General features: G+C 63.3%; 5 protein-coding genes. 4 read left to right on the plus strand and 1 reads right to left on the minus strand.

All coding sequences use genetic code 11. The features are described 5' to 3' along the window. Positions 1-43: 43 nt before the first annotated feature. On the minus strand, positions 44-17,239 hold the full coding sequence (locus HU751_RS00050) for an immunoglobulin-like domain-containing protein (RefSeq protein ID WP_217862528.1): 17,196 nt from the start codon (positions 17,237-17,239) through the stop codon (positions 44-46). A 349-nt stretch (positions 17,240-17,588) separates the two neighbouring features. On the opposite strand from HU751_RS00050, the gene HU751_RS00055 reads away from it, so the two are divergent. From HU751_RS00055 to HU751_RS00070, 4 genes are all read left to right on the plus strand, one after another. Then, entirely contained in the window at positions 17,589-18,926 is a 1,338-nt protein-coding gene (locus tag HU751_RS00055; RefSeq protein WP_186734129.1) for a TolC family outer membrane protein, read from the plus strand. 45 nt (positions 18,927-18,971) lie between these two features. Then, on the plus strand, positions 18,972-21,128 hold the full coding sequence (locus HU751_RS00060) for a type I secretion system permease/ATPase (RefSeq protein WP_186716004.1): 2,157 nt from the start codon (positions 18,972-18,974) through the stop codon (positions 21,126-21,128). Further along, positions 21,118-22,494, plus strand: coding sequence for an HlyD family type I secretion periplasmic adaptor subunit (locus HU751_RS00065; protein WP_186734130.1), 1,377 nt, complete (start codon positions 21,118-21,120; stop codon positions 22,492-22,494). Before HU751_RS00060 ends, HU751_RS00065 begins: the two co-directional genes overlap by 11 nt. Positions 22,495-22,815: 321 nt before the next feature. Then, the gene (locus tag HU751_RS00070; RefSeq protein ID WP_186734131.1) at positions 22,816-23,715 is read left to right on the plus strand and encodes a TauD/TfdA dioxygenase family protein; all 900 of its coding nucleotides are present in this window, start codon (positions 22,816-22,818) and stop codon (positions 23,713-23,715) included. Positions 23,716-23,724 lie beyond the last annotated feature (9 nt).

Here is a 23,724-nt window from a genome sequence, read left to right on the forward strand (position 1 = left end):
CCCCCGACGCCGGCCCTTGCGGGCCGAGGTTGGGGGTGAGGGATCAGCTGTTGGAGTTGTCGATCTTGATGGTCGGGTCGGCACCGCTGATCAACGAGTTGATCGTGGTGTTGGACCAGTTCACGCCCTCGAGCTTGATGGTCACGTCGGCGTTGGCCAGGCCACCGGCGGCGTTGAGCTTGCCTTCGGTACTGACCTGCAGGGTCGACTCGCCATTGACCGTGGTTATCTTCAGGAAGTTGTCGATGGTGCTGGCCTTCTCGCCCTGGAGCAGGTCGCTCAGGTCGAGGCGGTCACCCTCGCTGGCCTTGAAGTCCTTGATCACGTCCTTGCCCAGGTCGCCGGCCTTCCACACGAAGGTGTCGGCGCCGCTGCCACCGGTCATGATGTCGTCACCCTTGCCGCCGATGAGGATGTCATTGCCGGCACCGCCGAACAGGATGTCGTTGCCTTCGCCGCCGAGCAAGGTGTCGTTGCCGGTGCCGCCGAGCAGGATGTCGTTGCCCTTGCCGCCGTCGATGTAGTCGTTGCCACCCTGGCCGAAGATGATGTCGTTGCCGTTGCCGCCCAGCAGGGTATCGGCGCCGTCGTTGCTGCGCGAGACATCGAACTCGGCGTAGTTCTCGGTGATGTACTTGTGCATCGCCCGTGCGTCCACGCTGCCCGCGTCGACGCCCAGCTTGTCGGCGACATAGCCGCGGATCGCCTCGACACCAGTGCCGGCAACACCGTCGAAGACCATCAGGTCGCCGAAGATGATGTCGTTGCCGTCGCCGCCGTTGACCGTGTCGTTGCCCGGCTGGGTGACTTCGGTATGGCCGAGGATGGCCTCGGCCAGCTTGCTCGGGTCGATGTTGGTCTGCGGCTTGCCGTCGGTGTCGTACGGTTTCAGGTCGTTGGTGTTGACGCCATTGTTGAGGCCGATGGCCTCGACCTCGGACAGGCCCGAGAGCAGCTTGAAGCTGTCCTGCGAGTTGCTCGTGGTGGTGCTGTTGGTGTCGTAGCCCAGGCCACCACGCGAAGACAGTTCGTAGGTGCCGTTGCCTTCGGCGTGCAGCTCGCCGGAGACGCCGTACTTCCAGTTCCTGCCGCTGATGTACTGCACCTGCAGGTTGCCGGCGTTGTCGATGCTGACGTAGTTGGTCCTGCTGCTGTCGATGTAGTCGTTGAACGCCATGCCTGGCTTGTAGTTGATCGAGGCCAGGAAGGTGTCCAGGGTGATGCCCGAGGTCCCCAGGGTCGGGTTGGGGTTCTCGTTGGCCTGGTAGTAGGTCGGCTTGCCATCGGTGATGAAGAACGTCTGGTTGCTGCCGGTATTGCCACCATCCTTGAGGTTCTGGAACCAGTTGGCGGTGGTCTTGAAGGCGTCCTCGTAGTTGGTGCCGCCGTCTGCCCGCAGGTTGTTCAGGGCGTTGAGCAATTGCTGCAGGCCGGCATCGTTCAGGGTCACCGCAACGCTGCTCTTGACCTGGGTGGCGAAGTCCACCAGGAGAATGTTCACGGTACCCGACTGGTCGCCCTTGACGCTGGCGGCCAGGGTCTTGAACACCGATTCCAGGGACTTCTTCGCCGCATCCACGCCGGACGAGCCCATGCTGCCCGAGGTGTCGACGATGAAGGCGAGGTTGTAGTCCTGGCCCGGTACCACGTGCAGGCCGGTGACGTCAGCCACCACCACATCGTTGCCGTCGGTGCCGGTGATGTTGTCGCTGTCCGAGGACAGGTTGCTGGTGGTGTAGGACTGCGGGTAGACCGTGACCTTGATGGTGCCTTCGCTGGTCGCGGTGCTACCGCCGACGCTCTCGGTGGAGGTCGAGCTGACCTTCACGTCGAACTGGCCGGCGTAGTAGGCCGGTGGCTTGATGGTCAGGCTGCCCAGGTTCCAGCCGGTGACGTCCACCGCGTCCTTGCCGACGGTGATGGTGTGGCCGGCGTTGTCAGCCAGCACCGAGCCTGCCGGGATGCCGCTGAGCTTGACGCTCAGGGACTCGGAGCCATCGGTGTCGGTCAGGTTGGTGCTGATGCCCACCAGCTTGACCGGGGCGCCGTTCTCGCCGCCTTCGTTGAGCTTGTAGCCGTCGTAGTAGCCCTGGTTGTTGCTGCCGTGCAGGTCGCCGACGGTCACGCCGGCGTTGGTCAGGTCCTTGACGCTCGGGTACATCGGGATGTTCGAGCTGTTGAGGTCGGTGACCGCGCCGTTGCCCACCTTGATGTTGACGTCCAGGCTGCCGGGGCCGGACTGGTTGGCGTTGTAGATCTCCAGGGTGTAGTAGCCGCTGGTGGTCGGGGTGAAGCTGCCGGAGATGGCGCCGCTGCTGTTGCCCCAGGTACCGCTGGCGACGTTCTTGCCGCCCACGACGATCTGCAGGCTGTCATCGGCGGTGCCACTGAACGAATAGGTCTTGCCGGCTTCCAGGTAGATCAGGCCGGAGGTCTTCGAACCCGTGCCCGGGGTCACGGTGGCGACCGTGTCGACACCGGTGACGGTTTCGCTCTTGCTGGCATTGCCGGAGTTGGCGAAGACGTTCTTCAGCGCATCGCCGGTGATGCCGTTACCACCGCTGCCAAGGCCTGTGAGGCTGTTCCAGGTTTCCTTGAGCAGGCCGATGGAGTTGACGTTGTTGTTGCCGATGTTCAGGTCAGGCTTGTCGGCCACCGGCGCGATATCGACCTTCATGGTCACTTCGCTACCGGCGTTGGTGCCGTCGTTGGGCTTGTACTTGATCTGCGCGTAGTCGGCCTGCTTGTTGCCCACGCCACTGCCGCCATAGCCGTCGACACCGGACTGGTTGGCCAGTGGCACGAACTTGAGCTTGCCGGCGGCGATGTCGGCCTGGCTGATGTTCTGGTTCAGCGACACATCGACCCACGAGGTGCCGTTGAAGAACTTCAGGCTGCCCAGGTCCGGCAGCTTGCTGATGGTCACCGACAGGCCGGTGTTGCCATCGGCGTCGCTGACGTTGAAGTCGCCCCACTTGAACACGTAGTCGGTATCTTCGCTGCCGGTCACGGCGCCACCGGTCGACACCGGCGCGTGGTCGTTGTCGATGATGGTGGTGGTGACGCTGGACTTGCCGGCGTCGACCTGCAGGTTCTCGAAGCCGCCGCCGGTGGCGCCGGTGATCTTGACCGTGAAGTTCTCCGAACCTTCGACCAGCTTGTCGTCGATGGTCTTGATGTCGAAGGTGGTGCCGCTGCTGCCCGCCGGGATCTTCACGGTGACCACACCGGTGAAGTCCTGGCCGTCGGTGGCGGTGCCGCTGTAGGTCAGGGTGATGGTCACCTCGGACTTCGACGGGTTGCTCAGGGTCAGGTTGTAGTGGGCGGTATCGCCTTCGGTCACCGAGGTGTCGCCGCTGATGCCGACGGTGGTCAGGTCGCCCTGGCCGCTCGGCTCGTCGGTGACGCTGGTGGTGACGGTGTTGCTGCCCAGGGTCAGCTTCTCGAAGTTGTCGCCACCGGCGACCGATTCGATCTTGTTGACGATGTTCGGCTGGCCACCGACGTACGGGTCGTCCTTGGCGGTGATGGTGAAGGTGCCGCTGGCGCTGCCTGCCGGAATGCTGACCTTGGTGCCATCGGTCAGGGTGAAGGTCAGGCCGTTGTGGCCGGTGACCGACAGGCCCTGGGCGTTGGTCAGGGTCACGGTGTAGGTGACCTGGCCGCCTTCGCTGACGGTGGTCTTGTCGGCGGACAGGGTGGCCACGACTTCACTGATGGTGTCGGTGATCTGCACGGTGGCGTTGCCGCCGAGCTCGAGGTTCTCGAAGGTCTTGCCGGTGACCGCGGCATCGGTGATGCCGACGGTCAGCGAGCTGCCATCCTTGAACACGTCGTCGCCTTGGGCGGCGGCCTTGTACTCGACCTGGGTCTGGCCGGCCGGGATGATCACCTTGGCACCGTTGCTCAGGGTCACGGTCAGGTCCTGCGCCAGTTTCTGGCTGACCTTGACGGTGAACGATGGCTGCTGGTCTTCGGTGACGTTGCCGTTGCTGACAATGGTGACCGAGACCTTGTCGCCCTGGTTGCCGGTGCCCGGGGTGCCCGAACCTGGCTCGTCGGTGACGGTAGTCTTCACTTCGTTCTGACCCAGGGTCAGTTTTTCGAAGTTGTCGCCGCCGGTGACGCCGGTGATCTTGTTGCTGATGGTCGGCTGGCCACCGACGAACACATCGTCCGCAGCGGTGATGGTGAAGGTGCCGGTGGCGCTGCCCGCCGGAATGGTGACCTTGGTGCCGTCGGTCAGGGTGAAGGTCAGGCCGTTGTGGCCAGTGACCGACAGGCCCTGGGCGTTGGTCAGGGTCACGGTGTAGGTGATCTGGCCACCCTCGGAAACGGTGGTCTTGTCGGCGGACAAGGTGGCCACGACTTCACTGATGGTGTCGGTGATCTGCACGGTGGCGCTGCCGCCGAGTTCGAGGTTCTCGAAGGTCTTGCCGGTGACCGTGGCGTCGGTGACGCCTACGGTCAGCGAGCTGCCGTCCTTGAACACATCATCGCCTTGGGCCGCGGCCTTGTACTCGACTTGGGTCTGGCCAGCCGGAATGATTACCTTGGCACCGTTGCTCAGGGTCACGGTCAGGTCCTGGTCGAGCTTCTGGCTGACCTTGACGGTGAACGATGGCTGCTGGGCTTCGTTGACATCGCCATTGCCGACGATGGTGACCGAGACCTTGTCGCCCTGGTTGCCGGTACCTGGGGTACCCGAACCTGGTTCGTCGGTCACCGTGGTGGTCAGTGTGTTGTTGCCGAGAGTCAGCTTCTCGAAGTTGCCGCCACCGGTGACGGACTCGATCTTGTTGACGATGCTCGGCTGGCCGCCGACGAACACGTCGTCCTTGGCGGTGATGGTGACCGTACCAGTGGCGCTGCCGGCCGGGATGGTGACCTTGGTGCCGTCGGTCAGGGTGAAGGTCAGGCCGTTGTGGCCGGTGACCGACAGGCCCTGGGCGTTGGTCAGGGTCAGGGTGTAGGTGAACTGGCCACCCTCGGCAACCGTGGTCTTGTCGGCGGACAGGGTCGCGACCACTTCGCTGACAGTATCGCTGATCTGCACGGTGGCCGAACCGCCGAGCTCGAGGTTCTCGAAGGTCTTGCCGACCACGCTGGCATCGGTGATGCCGACGGTGAGCGGGCCGCCGTCCTTGAACACGTCGTCGCCCTGGACCGGCGCCTTGTACTCGACCTGGGTCTGGCCGGCCGGGATCACCACCTTGGCGCCATTGCTCAGAGTGACGGTGAGGTCCTGGTCGAGCTTCTGGCTGACCTTGACGGTGAACGACGGCTGCTGGGCTTCGTTGACATCGCCGTTGCCGACGATGGTGACCGAAACCTTGTCGCCCTGGTTGTCGGTGCCTGGAGTGCCCGAGCCCGGTTCGTCAGTAACCGAGGTCTTCACTTCGTTCTGACCCAGGGTCAGTTTCTCGAAGTTGTCGGCACCGGTGACGCCGGTGATCTTGTTGCTGATGGTGGCCTGGCCGCCGACGAACACGTCGTCCGGCGCGTTGATGGTGGCGGTGCCAGTGGCGCTGCCGGCCGGGATGGTGACCTTGGTGCCGTCGGACAGGGTGAAGGTCAGGCCGTTATGACCGGTGACCGACAGGCCCTGGGCGTTGGTCAGGGTCACGGTGTAGGTGACCTGGCCACCTTCGGTGACGGTGGTCTTGTCGGCGGACAAGGTGGCCACGACTTCACTGATGGTGTCGGTGATCTGCACGGTGGCGTTGCCGCCCAGCTCGAGGTTCTCGAAGGTCTTGCCGGTGACGGTGGCGTCGGTGACGCCTACGGTCAGCGAGCTGCCGTCCTTGAACACGTCGTCGCCCTGGGCGGCGGCCTTGTACTCGACCTGGGTCTGGCCGGCCGGGATGATTACCTTGGCACCGTTGCTCAGGGTCACTGTCAGGTCCTGGTCGAGCTTCTGGCTGACCTTGACGGTGAACGACGGCTGCTGGGCTTCGTTGACATCGCCATTGCCGACGATGGTGACCGAGACCTTGTCGCCCTGGTTGCCGGTGCCCGGGGTGCCCGAACCTGGCTCGTCGGTGACGGTAGTCTTCACTTCGTTCTGACCCAGGGTCAGTTTCTCGAAGTTGTCTGCGCCGGTGACGCCAGTGATCTTGTTGCTGATGGTCGGCTGACCACCGACGAATACATCGTCTGGAGCATTGATGGTGAAGGTGCCGGTGGCGCTGCCCGCCGGAATGGTGACCTTGGTGCCGTCGGTCAGGGTGAAGGTCAGGCCGTTGTGGCCGGTGACCGACAGACCCTGGGCGTTGCTCAGGGTCACGGTGTAGGTGATCTGGCCGCCCTCGGAAACGGTGGTCTTGTCGGCGGACAAGGTGGCCACGACTTCACTGATGGTGTCGGTGATTTGCACGGTGGCGTTGCCACCCAGCTCGAGGTTCTCGAAGGTATGGCCCGGAACCGTGGCATCGGTGATACCGACGGTCAGCGAGCTGCCGTCCTTGAACACGTCGTCGCCCTGTGCGGCGGCCTTGTACTCGGTCTGGGTCTGACCTGCCGGGATCACCACCTTGTCGCCGTTGGACAGGGTGACGGTCAGGTCGTAGCCAAGTTTCTGGCTGACCTTGACGGTGAACGACGGCTGCTGGTCTTCGGTGACGTTGCCGTTGCCGACGATGGTGACGGACACCTTGTCGCCCTGGTTGTCGGTGCCTGGAGTTCCGGTGCCCGGCTCGTCGGTCACGGAAGTCTGCACTTCGTTCTGACCCAGGGTCAGTTTCTCGAAGTTGTCGGCACCGGTGACGCCGGTGATCTTGTTGCTGATGGTGGCCTGGCCGCCGACGAAGACGTCGTCAGGCGCCGTGATGATGGCGGTACCGCTGGCGCTGCCGGCCGGGATGGTGACCTTGGTGCCGTCGCTGAGGGTAAAGGTCAGGCCGTTGTGGCCGGTGACCGACAGGCCCTGGGCGTTGGTCAGGGTCACGGTGTAGGTGATCTGGCCGCCTTCGGACACGGTGGTCTTGTCGGCGGACAGGGTGGCGACCACTTCACTGATGGTGTCGGTGATCTGCACGGTGGCGTTGCCACCCAGCTCGAGGTTCTCGAAGGTCTTGCCGGTGACTGCGGCATCGGTGATGCCGACGGTCAGCGAGCTGCCATCCTTGAACACGTCGTCGCCTTGGGCAGCGGCCTTGTATTCGACCTGGGTCTGGCCGGCCGGGATCACCACCTTGTCGCCATTGCTCAGGGTGACGGTCAGGTCCTGGCCAAGTTTCTGGCTGACCTTGACGGTGAACGACGGCTGCTGGTCTTCGGTGACGTTGCCGTTGCCGACGATGGTAACGGAGACCTTGTCGCCCTGGTTGTCAGTGCCTGGGGTGCCGGTACCCGGTTCATCGGTCACGCTCGTGGTGACGGTGTTGTCACCGAGGGTCAGCTTCTCGAAGTTGTCGCCACCGGCAACCGATTCGATCTTGTTGACGATCGAAGGCTGGCCGCCGACGAATACGTCGTCCGGAGCGGTGATGGTGAAGGTGCCGCTGGCACTGCCTGCAGGGATGGTGACCTTGGTGCCATCGGTCAGGGTGAAGGTCAGGCCAGTGTGGCCATTGACCGGCAGGCCTTGGGCGTTGGTCAGCGTCACGGTGTAGGTGATCTGACCGCCTTCGGTGACGGTGGTCTTGTCGGCAGTCAGGGTCGCGACCACTTCACTGACGGTGTCGGTGATCTGAACCGAGGCGTTGCCGCCCAGCTCCAGGTTCTCGAAGGACTTGCCGTCAACGGCAGCATCGGTGATGCCGACGGTCAGGGTATCGCCGTCCTTGAAGACGTCATCGCCTTGGGCCTTGGCCTTGTACTCGGCTTCGGTCTGGCCGGCTGGGATGATCACCTTGTCACCGTTGGACAGGGTGACGGTCAGGTCGTGGTCCAGCTTCTGGCTGACCTTGACGGTGAAGGCCGGCTGCTGGTCTTCGGTGACATCACCTTTGCCGACGATGGTGACGGTGACCTTGTCGCCCTGGTTGTCGGTACCTGGAGTACCGGTGCCAGGCTCGTCAGTCACACTCGTGGTGACGGTGTTGTCACCCAGCGTGAGCTTCTCGAAGTTGTCCGCGCCGCTGACGCCTTCGATCTTGTTGACGATCGAAGGCTGGCCGCCGACGAATACGTCGTCAGGGGCGGTGATGGTGAAGGTGCCGCTGGCACTGCCGGCCGGAATGGTGACCTTGGTGCCGTCGGTGAGGGTGAAGGTCAGGCCGTTATGGCCATTCACCGGCAGACCCTGAGCGTTGGTCAGGGTGACGGTATAGGTGATCTGGCCGCCTTCGGTGACGGTGGTCTTGTCGGCGGACAGGGTGGCCACGACTTCACTGACAGTATCGGTGATCTGGACCGAGGCGTTGCCGCCCAGTTCCAGATTCTCGAAGGTCTTGCCATCAACGGCGGCATCGGTGATGCCGACGGTCAGGGTGTCGCCGTCCTTGAAGACGTCGTCGCCCTGGGCCTTGGCCTTGTACTCAGCCTCGGTCTGGCCGGCCGGAATTACGACCTTGTCGCCATTGGACAGAGTGACAGTCAGGTCATGGTCGAGCTTCTGGCTGACCTTGACGGTGAAGGCCGGCTGCTGGTCTTCGGTGACATCGCCCTTGCCGACGATGGTGACGGTGACCTTGTCACCCTGGTTGTCGGTGCCTGGGGTACCAGTACCCGGTTCATCGGTCACGGTCGTGGTGACGGTGTTGTCGCCGAGGGTCAGCTTCTCGAAGTTATCGCCACCGGCAACCGACTCGATCTTGTTGACGATGCTCGGCTGGCCGCCCACGAACACGTCGTCCGGCGCGGTGATGGTGAAGGTGCCGCTGGCGCTACCGGCTGGGATGGTGACCTTGGTGCCATCGGTCAGGGTGAAGGTCAGGCCATTGTGGCCGTTGACCGGCAGACCTTGGGCATTGGTCAGGGTCACGGTGTAGGTGATCTGGCCACCTTCGGTGACGGTAGTCTTGTCGGCAGTCAGGGTCGCAACGACTTCACTGACGGTGTCGGTGATCTGAACCGAGGCGTTGCCGCCCAGCTCCAGGTTCTCGAAGGCCTTGCCATCGACAGCGGCATCGGTGATGCCAACGGTCAAGGTATCGCCGTCCTTGAAGACGTCATCGCCTTGGGCTTTCGCCTTGTACTCGGCCTCGGTCTGACCGGCCGGAATAACGACTTTGTCGCCGTTCGACAGGGTCACGGTCAGGTCGTGGTCCAGCTTCTGGCTGACCTTGACGGTGAAGGCCGGCTGCTGGTCTTCGGTGACATCGCCTTTGCCGACGATGGTAACGGTGACTTTGTCGCCCTGGTTGTCGGTGCCTGGGGTACCAGTGCCCGGCTCGTCGGTCACAGTCGTGGTGATCGTGTTGTCGCCGAGGGTCAGCTTCTCGAAGTTGTCCCCGCCGGTGACGCTTTCGATCTTGTTGACGATCGAAGGCTGGCCGCCGACGAACACGTCGTCCGCAGCAGTGATGGTAAAGGTACCGCTGGCACTGCCGGCCGGAATGGTGACCTTGGTGCCGTCGGTCAGGGTGAAGGTCAGGCCGTTATGGCCGTTGACCGGCAGACCCTGGGCGTTGGTCAGGGTGACGGTGTAAGTGATCTGGCCGCCTTCGGACACGGTGGTCTTGTCGGCAGTGAGGGTCGCGACGACCTCACTGACGGTGTCGGTGATCTGCACGGTGGCGTTGCCGCCCAGTTCCAGATTCTCGAAGGTCTTGCCGTCAACGACTGCATCAGTGATGCCGACGGTCAGCGAGCTGCCATCCTTGAAGACGTCATCGCCCTGGGCATCCGCCTTGTACTCGACCTGGGTCTGGCCAGCCGGAATCACCACCTTGGCGCCGTTGCTCAGGGTGACGGTCAGGTCCTGGTCCAGCTTCTGGTTGACCTTGACGGTAAAGGACGGCTGCAGGTCCTCGGTGACATCGCCGTTGCTGACGATGGTGACGGACACCTTGTTGCCGGTATCCGGATCATCAGTGACGGTGGTGGTGAGCGTTTCCTTGCCGAGCGTCAGCTTCTCGAAGTTGTCCGCGCCGCTGACACCTTCAAGCTTGTTCACGATCGAGGGCTGGCCGCCGACGAATACGTCGCTCGGGGCGGTGATGGTGAAGGTACCGCTGGCGCTGCCGGCCGGAACGGTGACCTTGGTGCCGTCGGTCAGGGTGAAGGTCAGGCCATTGTGGCCATTGACCGGCAGACCCTGGGCGTTGGTCAGGGTCACGGTGTAGGTGATCTGGCCGCCTTCGGTGACGGTGGTCTTGTCGGCGGTGAGAGTCGCAACCACCTCGCTGACGGTGTCGGTGATCTGGACGGAGGCATTGCCACCCAGTTCCAGATTTTCGAAGGCCTTGCCATCGACAGCGGCATCGGTGATGCCAACGGTCAAGGTATCGCCGTCCTTGAAGACGTCATCGCCTTGGGCTTTCGCCTTGTACTCGGCCTCGGTCTGACCGGCCGGAATAACGACTTTGTCGCCGTTCGACAGGGTCACGGTCAGGTCGTGGTCCAGCTTCTGGCTGACCTTGACGGTGAAGGCCGGCTGCTGGTCTTCGGTGACATCGCCCTTGCCAACGATGGTGACGGTGACCTTGTCACCCTGGTTGTCGGTACCTGGCGTGCCAGTGCCCGGCTCGTCGGTCACGGTCGTGGTGATCGTGTTGTCGCCGAGGGTCAGCTTCTCGAAGTTGTCGCCACCGGTAACCGACTCGATCTTGTTGACGATGCTCGGCTGGCCTCCGACGAATACGTCGTCAGGGGCGGTGATGGTGAAGGTACCGCTGGCGCTACCGGCCGGGATGGTGACCTTGGTGCCGTCGGTGAGGGTGAAGGTCAGGCCGTTGTGGCCGGTGACCGACAGGCCTTGGGCGTTGGTCAGGGTCACGGTGTAGGTGATCTGGCCGCCTTCGGTGACGGTGGTCTTGTCGGCGGTGAGAGTCGCAACCACCTCGCTGACGGTGTCGGTGATCTGGACGGAGGCATTGCCACCCAGTTCCAGATTTTCGAAGGCCTTACCGTCAACGGCGGCATCGGTGATGCCGACGGTCAGGGTGTCGCCGTCCTTGAAGACGTCATCGCCTTGGGCTTTCGCTTTGTATTCGGCTTCGGTCTGGCCGGCTGGGATGATCACCTTGTCACCGTTGGACAGGGTGACGGTCAGGTCGTGGTCCAGTTTCTGGCTGACCTTGACGGTGAAGGCCGGTTGCTGGTCTTCGGTGACATCGCCCTTGCCGACGATGGTGACGGTGACCTTGTCACCCTGGTTGTCGGTACCTGGTGTGCCAGTGCCCGGCTCGTCGGTCACGGCTGTGGTGATCGTGTTGTCGCCGAGGGTCAGCTTCTCGAAGTTGTCTGCCCCGCTGACGCCTTCGATCTTGTTGACGATCGAAGGCTGGCCGCCGACGAATACATCGTCAGGGGCGGTGATGGTAAAGGTACCGCTGGCGCTACCGGCAGGAATGGTGACCTTGGTGCCATCGGTCAGGGTGAAGGTCAGGCCATTGTGGCCGTTGACCGGCAGACCCTGGGCGTTGGTCAGGGTCACGGTATAGGTGATCTGGCCGCCTTCGGTGACGGTGGTCTTGTCGGCGGTCAGGGTTGCGACCACTTCACTGACGGTATCGGTGATCTGGACCGAAGCGTTGCCGCCCAGCTCCAGATTCTCGAAGGCCTTGCCATCAACGGCGGCATCGGTGATGCCGACGGTCAGGGTATCGCCGTCTTTGAAGACGTCATCGCCTTGGGCCTTGGCTTTGTACTCGGCTTCGGTCTGACCGGCTGGAATGACGACTTTGTCGCCGTTCGACAGGGTCACGGTCAGGTCATGGTCGAGCTTCTGGCTGACCTTGACGGTGAAGGCTGGCTGTTGGTCTTCGGTGACATCGCCTTTGCCGACGATGGTAACGGTGACTTTGTCGCCTTGGTTGTCGGTACCTGGCGTGCCAGTGCCCGGCTCATCGGTCACGGTCGTAGTGATCGTGTTGTCGCCGAGGGTCAGCTTCTCGAAGTTATCGCCACCGGCAACCGATTCAATCTTGTTGACGATCGAAGGCTGGCCACCCACGAACACATCGTCCGGTGCGGTAATGGTGAAGGTACCGCTGGCACTGCCGGCTGGAATGGTGACCTTGGTGCCGTCGGTCAAGGTGAAGGTCAGGCCATTGTGGCCAGTGACCGACAGGCCTTGGGCGTTGGTCAAGGTCACGGTGTAGGTGATCTGACCGCCTTCGGACACAGTGGTCTTGTCTGCGGTGAGAGTCGCAACCACCTCGCTGACGGTGTCGGTGATCTGGACGGAGGCATTGCCACCCAGTTCCAGATTTTCGAAGGCCTTACCGTCAACGGCGGCATCGGTGATGCCGACGGTCAGGGTGTCGCCGTCCTTGAAGACGTCATCGCCTTGGGCCTTGGCTTTATATTCGGCTTCGGTCTGGCCGGCTGGAATGACGACTTTGTCGCCGTTCGACAGGGTCACGGTCAGGTCGTGGTCGAGTTTCTGGCTGACCTTGACGGTGAAGGCCGGCTGCTGGTCTTCGGTGACATCGCCTTTGCCAACGATGGTGACGGTGACCTTGTCGCCCTGGTTGTCAGTACCTGGAGTTCCAGTGCCTGGCTCATCGGTCACGGCCGTGGTGATCGTGTTGTCGCCGAGGGTCAGCTTCTCGAAGTTGTCGCCACCGGCAACCGATTCGATCTTGTTGACGATGCTCGGTTGGCCGCCGACGAATACGTCGTCAGGGGCGGTGATGGTGAAGGTACCGCTGGCGCTACCGGCCGGGATGGTGACCTTGGTGCCGTCGGTGAGGGTGAAGGTCAGGCCGTTGTGGCCGTTGACCGGCAGACCTTGGGCGTTGGTCAGGGTCACGGTGTAGGTGATCTGGCCGCCTTCGGTGACGGTAGTCTTGTCGGCAGTGAGGGTCGCAACGACTTCACTGACGGTGTCGGTGATCTGGACAGAAGCGTTGCCACCCAGCTCCAGATTTTCGAAGGCCTTGCCGTCAACGGCAGCATCGGTGATGCCGACAGTCAGAGTGTCACCGTCCTTGAAGACGTCATCACCTTGGGCTTTCGCCTTGTACTCGGCTTCGGTCTGGCCGGCCTGGATCACCACCTTGTCGCCGTTGGACAGGGTGACGGTGAGGTCGTGGTCGAGCTTCTGGCTGACCTTTACGGTGAAGGCCGGTTGCTGGTCTTCGGTCACATCACCTTTGCCGACGATGGTGACGGTGACCTTGTCGCCCTGGTTGTCGGTGCCCGGAGTGCCGGTGCCCGGTTCGTCAGTGACGGAGGTCTTCACTTCGTCCTGATCCAGGGTCAGTTTTTCGAAGTTGTCGGCGCCGGTCACGCTTTCCAGTTTGTTGGTAATGGTCGGTTGACCACCAACGAACACGTCATCCGGTGCGGTAATGGTGAAGGTGCCACTGGCGCTGCCGGCTGGAATGGTGACCTTGGTGCCGTCGGTCAAGGTGAAGGTCAGGCCATTGTGGCCGTTGACCGGCAGACCTTGGGCATTGGTCAGGGTCACGGTGTAGGTGATCTGGCCACCTTCGGTGACGGTAGTCTTGTCGGCAGTCAGGGTCGCAACGACTTCACTGACGGTGTCGGTGATCTGAACCGAGGCGTTGCCGCCCAGCTCCAGGTTCTCGAAGGCCTTGCCATCGACAGCGGCATCGGTGATGCCAACGGTCAAGGTATCGCCGTCCTTGAAGACGTCATCGCCTTGGGCTTTCGCCTTGTACTCGGCCTCGGTCTGACCGGCCGGAATAACGACTTTGTCGCCGTTCGACAGGGTCACGGTCAGGTCGTGGTCCAGCTTCTGGCTGACCTTGACGGTGAAGGCCGGCTGCTGGTCTTCGGTGACATCGCCTTTGCCGACGATGGTGACGGTGACCTTGTCGCCCTGGTTGTCAGTGCCTGGAGTACCGGTACCCGGCTCGTCAGTCACGTTTGTGGTGACCGAGTTGTCGCCAAGGGTCAGCTTCTCGAAGTTATCGCCACCGGCAACCGATTCGATCTTGTTGACGATGCTCGGCTGGCCGCCCACGAACACATCGTCCGGTGCGGTGATGGTGAAAGTGCCGCTGGCGCTGCCGGCTGGGATGGTGACCTTGGTGCCGTCGGTGAGGGTGAAGGTCAGGCCGTTGTGGCCGTTGACCGGCAGACCTTGGGCGTTGGTCAGGGTGACGGTGTAGGTGATCTGGCCACCTTCGGACACAGTGGTCTTGTCGGCGGTGAGGGTCGCGACGACTTCACTGACGGTGTCGGTGATCTGCACCGAGGCGTTGCCACCCAGCTCCAGATTTTCGAAGGCCTTGCCGTCGACGGTGGCATCGGTGATGCCGACGGTCAAGGTATCGCCGTCTTTGAAGACGTCATCGCCTTGAGCTTTGGCTTTGTACTCGGCTTCGGTCTGACCGGCCGGAATAACGACTTTGTCGCCGTTCGACAGGGTCACGGTCAGGTCATGGTCCAGCTTCTGGCTGACCTTGACGGTGAAGGCTGGCTGTTGGTCTTCGGTGACATCGCCTTTGCCGACGATGGTAACGGTGACTTTGTCGCCCTGGTTGTCGGTGCCTGGGGTACCAGTACCCGGTTCATCGGTCACGGTCGTGGTGACGGTGTTGTCGCCGAGGGCCAGCTTCTCGAAGTTATCGCCACCGGCAACCGACTCGATCTTGTTGACGATGCTCGGCTGGCCACCGACGAACACATCGTCCGGAGCTGTGATGGTGAAGGTGCCGCTGGCGCTGCCGGCTGGAATGGTGACCTTGGTGCCGTCGGTCAAGGTGAAGGTCAGGCCATTGTGGCCAGTGACCGACAGGCCTTGGGCGTTGGTCAAGGTCACGGTGTAGGTGATCTGACCGCCTTCGGACACAGTGGTCTTGTCGGCGGTGAGGGTCGCGACCACTTCGCTGACGGTGTCGGTGATCTGCACGGTGGCATCGCCACCCAGTTGCAGGTTCTCGAAGGTCTTGCCCGCCACGCTGGCATCGGTCACGCCAAGGGTCACCGAGCTGGCGTCCTTGAACACGTCGTCGCCCTGGGCGGGCAGGCTGTAGGTGGCCTGGGTCTGGCCGGCGCTGATGACCACGGTGGCGCCATTGGACAGGGTCACGGTCAGGTCATGATCGAGCTTCTGGCTGACCGACACGGTGAAGGTCGGCTGTTCGGCCTCGGTGACATTGCCATTGCTGGCGATGCTGACGGTCACCGTGTCGATGCTGTCGCTGATCACGGTCTGGGTCGGCGTGGTGTCGGGCTCCAGCTTCTCGAAGTTGCCGCCGGTGGCGCCGGTGATGCTGGTGCTGACCGTGCTGCCATTGACGAACACATCGTTGGCCGGGGTCTGGAAGTCGACGCTGCCGGTGCTTTCGCCGGCCTTGACGGTGATGGTCTGGCCGTTGGACAGGGTGACGGTGACCGGAGTCTGGGCCGGGTTGGTCAGGGTCACGGTGTAGGTGATCACGCCGCCTTCGGTCACGCTCGGGGTCGCGGTGAGGGTGGCGGTGGTGGTGTCGATCGAGTCGTTGATCTTCGTTTCAGCGGGTGCTGGGTTCGGCTCCAGTTTCTCGAAGTTGCCGCCCGTTGCCCCCGTGATCGTGGTGCTGACGGTGCTGCCGTTGTTGTAGACGTCGTTGGCCGGGGTCTGGAAATCGACGCTGCCGGACGACTTGCCGGCCTCGATGGTGACGGTCTGGCCATTGGACAGGGTGACGGTGACCGGGGTCTGGGCCGGGTTGGTCAGGGTCACGGTGTAGGTGATCACGCCGCCTTCGGTGACGCTCGGGGTCGCGGTCAGGGTGGCGGTGGTGGTGTCGATCGAGTCGCTGATCAGCGTCTCGGCTGGCGTCGGGTTCGGCTCCAGTTTCTCGAAGTTGCCACCCGTTGCCCCCGTGATCGTGGTGCTGACGGTGCTGCCGTTGTTGTAGACGTCGTTGGCCGGGGTCTGGAAGTCGACGCTGCCGGACGACTTGCCGGCCTCGATGGTGACGGTCTGGCCATTGGACAGGGTAACGGTGACCGGGGTCTGGGCCGGGTTGGTCAGGGTCACGGTATAGGTGATCACGCCGCCTTCGGTCACGCTCGGAGTCGCGGTCAGGGTGGCGGTGGTGGTGTCGATCGAATCGTTGATCTTCGTTTCAGCTGGTGCTGGGTTCGGCTCCAGTTTCTCGAAGTTGCCGCCTGTTGCCTCCGTAATCGTGGTGCTGACGGTGCTGCCGTTGTTGTAGACGTCGTTGGCCGGGGTCTGGAAGTCGACGCTGCCGGACGACTTGCCGGCCTCGATGGTGACGGTCTGGCCATTGGACAGGGTGACGGTGACCGGGGTCTGCGCCGGGTTGTTCAAGGTCACGGTGTAGGTGATCACGCCACCTTCGGTCACGCTCGGGGTCGCGGTGAGCGTGGCGGTGGTGGTGTCGATGGTGTCGGTGACCTGGGTCACCGCCGGGGTAGTGCTCGGCGTGACGATCAGGCCGTTACCGCCAGTCGTGCCGGTAATGGTCGCGGAGATCTGGCCGCCATCGATGTAGGGCGTGTCGTTGGCCGGGATGTTGACGTTGACGGTGCCGGTGGTCTGGCCGGCCGGGATCACGATGACGGCGCCGTTGGACAGGGTCACGGTCAGGTTGGTCAGCGGTGGCTGGCCGACGGTGGCGGTATAGACGATGACGCCACCCGCCTCGGTGATCGTGGGGGTGGCGCTCAGGGTCAGCCCTGTGGTGAGCGGGACGTTGGTCGTGTTGGTGCTGGCAGCGTTGCCGTCCAGCCCGCCCAGCTCCTCGACCGCCAGGCCGTTGGCGAAGCCTATCGGGCCGGTGGGGAAGCCGATGCTCGGGTCGACCACTCCGGCGGTCTCCTCGAGCAGGACGAAGCTGTGCCCGCCGCCGACCGAACCGCCGCCTGCCGCGGCAGGTCCCGCCGCAGTGGCTTCCAGCTCGGTGGTCGGGTCGACACCGGCGGCGATGGCCTGTTGCAGCTCTTCGACCGAGGGCGCGGCTTGCGCGGTGGCCTGGCTCAGGTCGGTGCTGCTGTCGGGCGCGTCGGCGCTCCACTGTGTGTCGCGGCCGAGGTCGAGCACGCGGCCGTCGGCCAGCTCCAGGGTGACCGCGCCGCCCGCGCCGGTGTCTACCTGTTCGCCCGCCAGCAGGCGATCGCCTTCGATCAGTACGCGCCGGATGCCTTCTGGGGAAACTGCGATGACTTGGCCAACAATGCTTTTGACGATGGCGACAACAGTGCTCATTGGACTCTCCGGGCTACCTGTTCAGTTGGCTTCCATGCCTGGCCGGCGTTCGAGGGCGGCGACTGATGGAATGTTTCAAATATGTTTTTGACGCTGATTTGCGTCAATTTTACGTCTATAATTTCTGGCTATTAAGTTTATGCCAAACTATTGACCTTCTGGCTGCCATCCTAAACAATCGCCAAGGTAATGTCACATTGATATTTGGCCAGCAAAGCCCTTTCTTTCGTATTAATCGCACTGCCTATTCGGAAGCTTCCTACATACAGGATCAGGGTTTGCCATTTTCCAAGGCAGGCACGGCTTCGGCTGTGATTTGGGACAACAGCTCTCTCGGGAACCAGTAAAAATGCGTGCGTCACTGTTCACCGCTCTTCCTTTCGCTCTCGCCGCCTCTTTCGTTCAAGCACAAACCTTGCCCGAAGCCATGCAGAAGGCCCTCGAGGTCCATCCGGAAATCCAGGCCGGCGTGAACGCCCGCACGGCTGCGGACTATCAGCTGCGCGCTGCCCAGGGCGGCTATTTGCCGCGGGTCGACGTGACCGCCGGCTATGGTCGCGAGGGCACCGACAGCCCGAGCACCCGCAACCGCTGGGAGACCCTGAACCGTGGCGAGTCGGCCATCCGCCTTCGGCAGATGGTCTTCGACGGCTTCGCCACCTCCAGCGAGGTCGGTCGCCAGCAGGCCACCGTCAACGCCCGCGCCTACTCCCTGCTGGGGACCTCCGAGCGCACCGCGCTGACCGTCGCCCAGGTCTACCTGGACGTGCTGTCGCGCCGCGAGATGGTGCGCCTGGCCGAAGACAACCTGCGCAACCACGAGCGCATCCTCGACCAGATCAAGCTGCGCACCAGCCGTGGCGTGGGCCGCCTGGCCGACCTCGACCAGGCCGAGGCGCGCCTGGCCCAGGCCCGCAACAACCTGATCACCGAGCAGACCAACCTGGCCGACGCCAACACCAACTACCTGAGCGTCGTCGGCCAAATGCCCGACGAGTTAAGCACGCCCGCGCCATTTGTCGACCTGCTGCCGGCCACCCTCGACGAGGCCCGCCACCAGCTGGTCGAGGAAAGCCCGATCCTGCGCTCGGCCGAGTCGGACATCGCCGCCGCCGAGAAGCAATACGAAGCCGCAAAGTCTACGTTCTATCCACGATTCGATGCTGAACTCGGACGAACGGCCGACAACAACCTCGACGGCGCCGTCGGCCACAACAACGAATGGCAGGCCATGCTGCGCATGAACTTCAATTTGTACGCTGGTGGCAGCAACAAGGCGGACCTGGAATCGAAGTCGTACTTGGCCAACCAGGCCCTGGACATTCGCAACAACGCCTTGCGCCAGCTCAATGAGGAGTTAGGCTTGGCATGGAATGCTCTGGAGAACGCCAACGCCCAGGTGCCGATCGCCCAGCAGTACGTCGATCACAGCAACCGCGTGCGCAGCGCCTACCAGCAGCAGTTCGGCCTGGGCGAGCGTACCTTGCTCGACCTGCTCGACAGCGAGAATGAAACCTTCACCGCCCAGCGTCGTCTGGTAGAGGTGAAGAACACACAAATGTTTACTCAGTATCGAATCAAGGCGACCATTGGTCAGCTGCTCAAGAGCCAGGGTGTCGTAGCACCGATGGCGTCCGTTGTGCAGAACGACCTGAAACCCAAGGTGAACCTGCCAGGCATGAACTGAAAGGCGCACCTTGAATCACCCCCGCAAGGATGAAGAGAGCGCCGCGTGGAATCCGAAGTCAGTCGAGTCCAACTCAGCCACGATCCACGCAGTCAGCATGACGACCCGCTGCTGGACAGTCTGCTGACCCTGTGTGTCCTGCACCAGAAGCCTGCCAGCCGGGCCATGCTGACCACCGGGCTGCCCTTGCCCTCGCAGCGCCTGACCCCCGAGCTGCTGCCTCGCGCAGCCGCCCGGGCCGGGCTGCAGGGGCGTCTGCTGCAGCGTAAGCTCGAGCAGATCCCCAGCATCGCCATGCCGGCGATGCTGCTGCTCAAGGAAGGCCGCTGCGCGGTCCTGCTCGGCTGGGAGAACGAGGATACCGCGCGCCTGCTGCTCAGCGAGAGCGACGGCGGCGAGGTGCATGTCACCCGTGAGGCGTTGCAGGGCGACTACAGCGGCAAGGTGTTCTTCGCCCAGCCGCAGCACAAGTTCGACGTCAACCACGGCAACCTGATCCCGCGCGCGCGCTCGTGGTTCCGCGACACCCTGCTGCGCAGCAAGTGGCTGTACATCGATGCCATCGCCGCCAGCCTGGTGATCAACCTGATCGCCCTGGCCGCACCGCTGTTCGTGATGAACGTGTACGACCGCGTGGTGCCCAACCAAGCTACTTCGACCTTGTGGGTGCTGGCCATCGGCATTGCCGGTGCCTATGTCTTCGACCTGATTCTCAAAGGCTTGCGCAGCCTGTGCCTGGACCTGGCCGGCAAGAAGACCGACCTGATCATCTCGGCGACGCTGTTCGAGCGCATCGTCGGGATGTCGATGAAGTACCGTCCGGCGCGGGTCGGCAGCTTTGCCCAGAACATCCACGAGTTCCAGGGCCTGCGCGACTTCCTTGCCTCGCTGACCCTGACCAGCCTGATCGACCTGCCGTTCACGTTCCTGATCCTCATGGTCATTGCCATCATTGGCGGGCACCTGGTGTGGATTCCGATCCTGGCCTTCCCGTTGGCGCTGGGTATCGGCTATGCCCTGCAGAAGCCGTTGATGGCGACCATGGAACGCACCATGGCCTTGGCCTCCGAGCGCCAGTCGAGCCTGATCGAGACCCTCGCCGGGCTGGATGCGGTCAAGGTCAACAACGCCGAGAGCGAGCGCCAGTACATGTGGGAGCAGACCCTCGGCACCCTGAGTCGCCTGGAGCTGCGGGTGAAGGTGCTGTCGGGCCTGGCCATGAACATCACCGCGCTGATCCAGCAACTGGCCGGCGTGGCGATGATCTGCGTGGGCGTGTACCTGATCATCGACGGCAACCTGAGCATGGGCGGCCTGGTGGCCTGCTACATGCTCAGCGGTCGCGCCCTTGGCCCGCTGGGCTCGCTGAACGGCCTGCTGGCCCGCTACCAGCAGGCCAAAGTGACCATGGTCGCCACTGACCAGATGATGGAACTGCCCCAGGAGCGCAACTTCGAAGAGCGTCCGCTGAGCCGCCAGGTGCTGCAAGGCGCCATCGAGTTCCGTGGGGTCGAGTTCACCTACCCGAACCAGCAGAACCAGGCGCTCAAGGGCATCAACCTGAACATTCGCCCGGGCGAGAAGGTCGGCATCATCGGCCGCAGCGGCTCGGGCAAGAGCTCCCTGGCCAAGCTGATCGTCGGCCTGTACGAACCGGACAACGGCTCGCTGTTGGTTGATGGCGTGGACATTCGCCAGATCGACGTCAGCGAACTGCGCCACAACATCGGCTACGTGCCCCAGGACATCCAGCTGCTGGCCGGCACCCTGCGTGACAACCTGGTCAGCGGCGCCCGCTACATCGAGGACGAGCTGATCCTCCAGGCCGCGGAACTGGCCGGCGTGCACGAGTTCGCCCGCCTGCACCCCGACGGCTACGAGCTGCAGGTCGGCGAGCGTGGCCAGAACCTTTCCGGCGGCCAGCGACAGAACGTTGCCCTGGGTCGGGCGCTGCTGCTCAACCCGCAGATCCTGCTGCTCGACGAGCCCACCAGCGCCATGGACAACACCGGCGAGGAGCGTCTCAAGCAGCGCCTGGCCGCGGTGATCGAGAACAAGACTGTGCTGCTGGTCACCCACCGGGCGTCGTTGCTGTCGCTGGTGGACCGGTTGATCGTCATCGATCGTGGACAGATTGTTGCGGATGGCCCGAAAGCCGCCGTCATGGATGCGCTGAAGAAGGGGCAGATCAGTGTTGCATAAGCTGGATATCGGGCGTTTCAAGGACAACCTGCGCCGCTACTTCAAGGGCTCCGAGTCGCTGGCCGGCCAGCCGCTGCCCGAGGTCAACAAGGCGCTGATCGAGGACGCGCCACGGGTGGTGCGCCTGACCATCTGGGGCGTGATCGCGTTCTTCCTGTTCCTGATCATCTGGGCCAGCGTCGCGCCCATCGACGAGGTGACGCGCGGGGAGGGCAAGGCCATCCCGTCGTCCAAGGTGCAGAAGATCCAGAACCTCGAGGGCGGCATCGTCGCCGAGATCTTCGCCAAGGAAGGGGAGATCGTCGAGGTCGGCCAGCCGCTGCTGCGCCTGGATGAAACCCGCTTCGCCTCCAACGTCGACGAGACCGAGGCCTCGCGTCTGGCCATGGCCCTGCGCGTGCAGCGCCTGACGGCCGAGGTCGAGGACAAGCCGTTGCAGATCGACGAAGAGCTGCGCAAGGCCGCGCCAAGCCAGGCCGCCAACGAACAGTCGCTGTACCTGAGCCGTCGCCAGCAGCTGCAGGACGAGCTTGGCGGCCTGCAGCAGCAGTTGGTGCAGAAGCAGCAGGAGCTGCGCGAGTTCAACTCCAAGCGCGCCCAGTATGCCAACAGCCTGCAGTTGCTGCGCCAGGAAATCGCGATGTCCGAGCCGCTGGTGGCCCAGGGCGCGATCTCCCAGGTCGAGGTGCTGCGCCTGCGTCGCGCCGAGGTCGAGAACCGCGGCCAGATGGACTCCACCGCCCTGGCCATCCCCCGTGCCGAGGCGGCGATCAAGGAGGTCGAGAGCAAGATCGAGGAGACCCGCGGCAAGTTCCGCAGCGAGGCGCTGACCCAGCTCAACGAAGCCCGCACCGAGCTGAACAAGGCCACTGCCACCAGCAAGGCGCTGGACGACCGCGTGCACCGCACCATGGTCATCTCGCCGGTGCGCGGCATCGTCAAGCAACTGCTGGTCAACACCATCGGCGGGGTGATCCAGCCGGGCAGCGACATCATCGAGATCGTGCCGCTGGACGACACCCTGGTGGTCGAGGCGAAGATCCTGCCCAAGGACATCGCCTTCCTGCACCCGGGCCAGGAAGCCACGGTCAAGTTCACCGCCTATGACTACACCATCTACGGCGGCATGAAGGCCAAGCTCGAGCAGATCGGTGCCGACACCATCACCGACGAAGACAAGAAGACCACCTACTACCTGATCAAGCTGCGTACCGACAAGAGCCATCTGGGCACGGACGAGAAGCCGCTGCTGATCATCCCGGGGATGGTGGCGACGGTGGATATCATGACCGGCAAGAAGACCATCATGAGCTACCTGCTCAAGCCGATCATCAAGGCCCGTTCGGAAGCCTTGCGCGAGCGTTGATCGCTCGACGGGGCGGTAATCCTGTGGGAGCGGGCTTGCCCCGCGATGGCGTTCGCCCAGGCAACGAGGTTGTTGCTGCCGACGTCATCGCGGGGCAAGCCCGCTCCCACGCCCTCGCTTTGCAGGCTGGTGCAGGGCGGAGCATATTCATATGAATATGCAATAAAGGTATTTAAAATCCTGTTCTTATGACTTTATAGTCACCCCACTGCGTACCCGCCGACCAATCGGCGCGCCGCACGACTCGAACCCACACGGGCAATCCCCGTGCGTTTCCGATCGTTGCGCGCCCTGAAGTCGCGCACTGCGTGGGAGTGAACAATGCCAGCCGCCTCGAACGCCTTGTCGACCATCGACAGCGCCCTGCCGCAAACCTTCGACATCCGCCCGTTCCCCGGCGCCGTCGGTGCCGAGATCATCGGCCTCGACCTGGCCCGTGCGGTCAATGCCGAGGATTTCACCCGTATTCACCGCGCCCACCTGGACCATCACGTCCTGGTGTTTCGCGACCAGCGCATTACCCCCGAACAGCAGATCGCCTTCAGCCGCCGTTTCGGCGAGCTGCAGATCCATGTGCTCAAGCAGTTCCTGCTCGCCGGCCATCCCGAGATCCTGATCGTTTCCAATATCGTCGAGGACGGCCGCAACGTCGGCCTGGGCGATGCCGGCAAGTTCTGGCATTCGGACCTGTCGTACAAGGAACTGCCGAGCCTGGGCTCGATGCTGCACGCCCAGGAGCTGCCCAGCGAGGGCGGCGACACCTTGTTCGCCGACATGCACAAGGCCTGGGACGCGGTGCCCGAGGCCCTGCGTCGGGTCGTCGAGGGCCGCAGCGCCGCCCACTCCTACACCGCCCGTTACGCCGAGACCAAGTTCGAAGGCAACTGGCGCCCGACGCTGACCGCCGAGCAACTGGCCCAGGTCCAGGAGGTCATCCATCCGGTGGTGCGTACCCACCCGGAAAACGGCCGCAAGGCGCTGTTCGTCAGCGAAGGCTTCACCACCCGCATCGTCGGTCTGCCGGATGACGAAAGCCGCGACGTGCTGCAACAGCTGTACGCCCTGAGCGTGCTGGAGCAGAACATCTACCGCCACCAATGGCAGCCCCACGACCTGGTGTTCTGGGACAACCGCTCGCTGATCCACCTGGCCACCGGCTGCCCGGCGCACCTGCGCCGCAAGCTGTACCGCACCACCATCCAGGGCGATGCCCCGTTCTGACGACTGAGG

It is taken from the genome of Pseudomonas peradeniyensis, assembly GCF_014268935.2.
Classification (GTDB): Bacteria; Pseudomonadota; Gammaproteobacteria; order Pseudomonadales; family Pseudomonadaceae; genus Aquipseudomonas; species Aquipseudomonas peradeniyensis.

Coding starts and splice junctions, on each gene's coding strand:
- HU751_RS00050 (WP_217862528.1), bottom strand. CDS start 17,239: ATGAGCACTGTTGTCGCCATCGTCAAAAGCATTGTTGGCCAAGTCATC.
- HU751_RS00055 (WP_186734129.1), top strand. CDS start 17,589: ATGCGTGCGTCACTGTTCACCGCTCTTCCTTTCGCTCTCGCCGCCTCT.
- HU751_RS00070 (WP_186734131.1), top strand. CDS start 22,816: ATGCCAGCCGCCTCGAACGCCTTGTCGACCATCGACAGCGCCCTGCCG.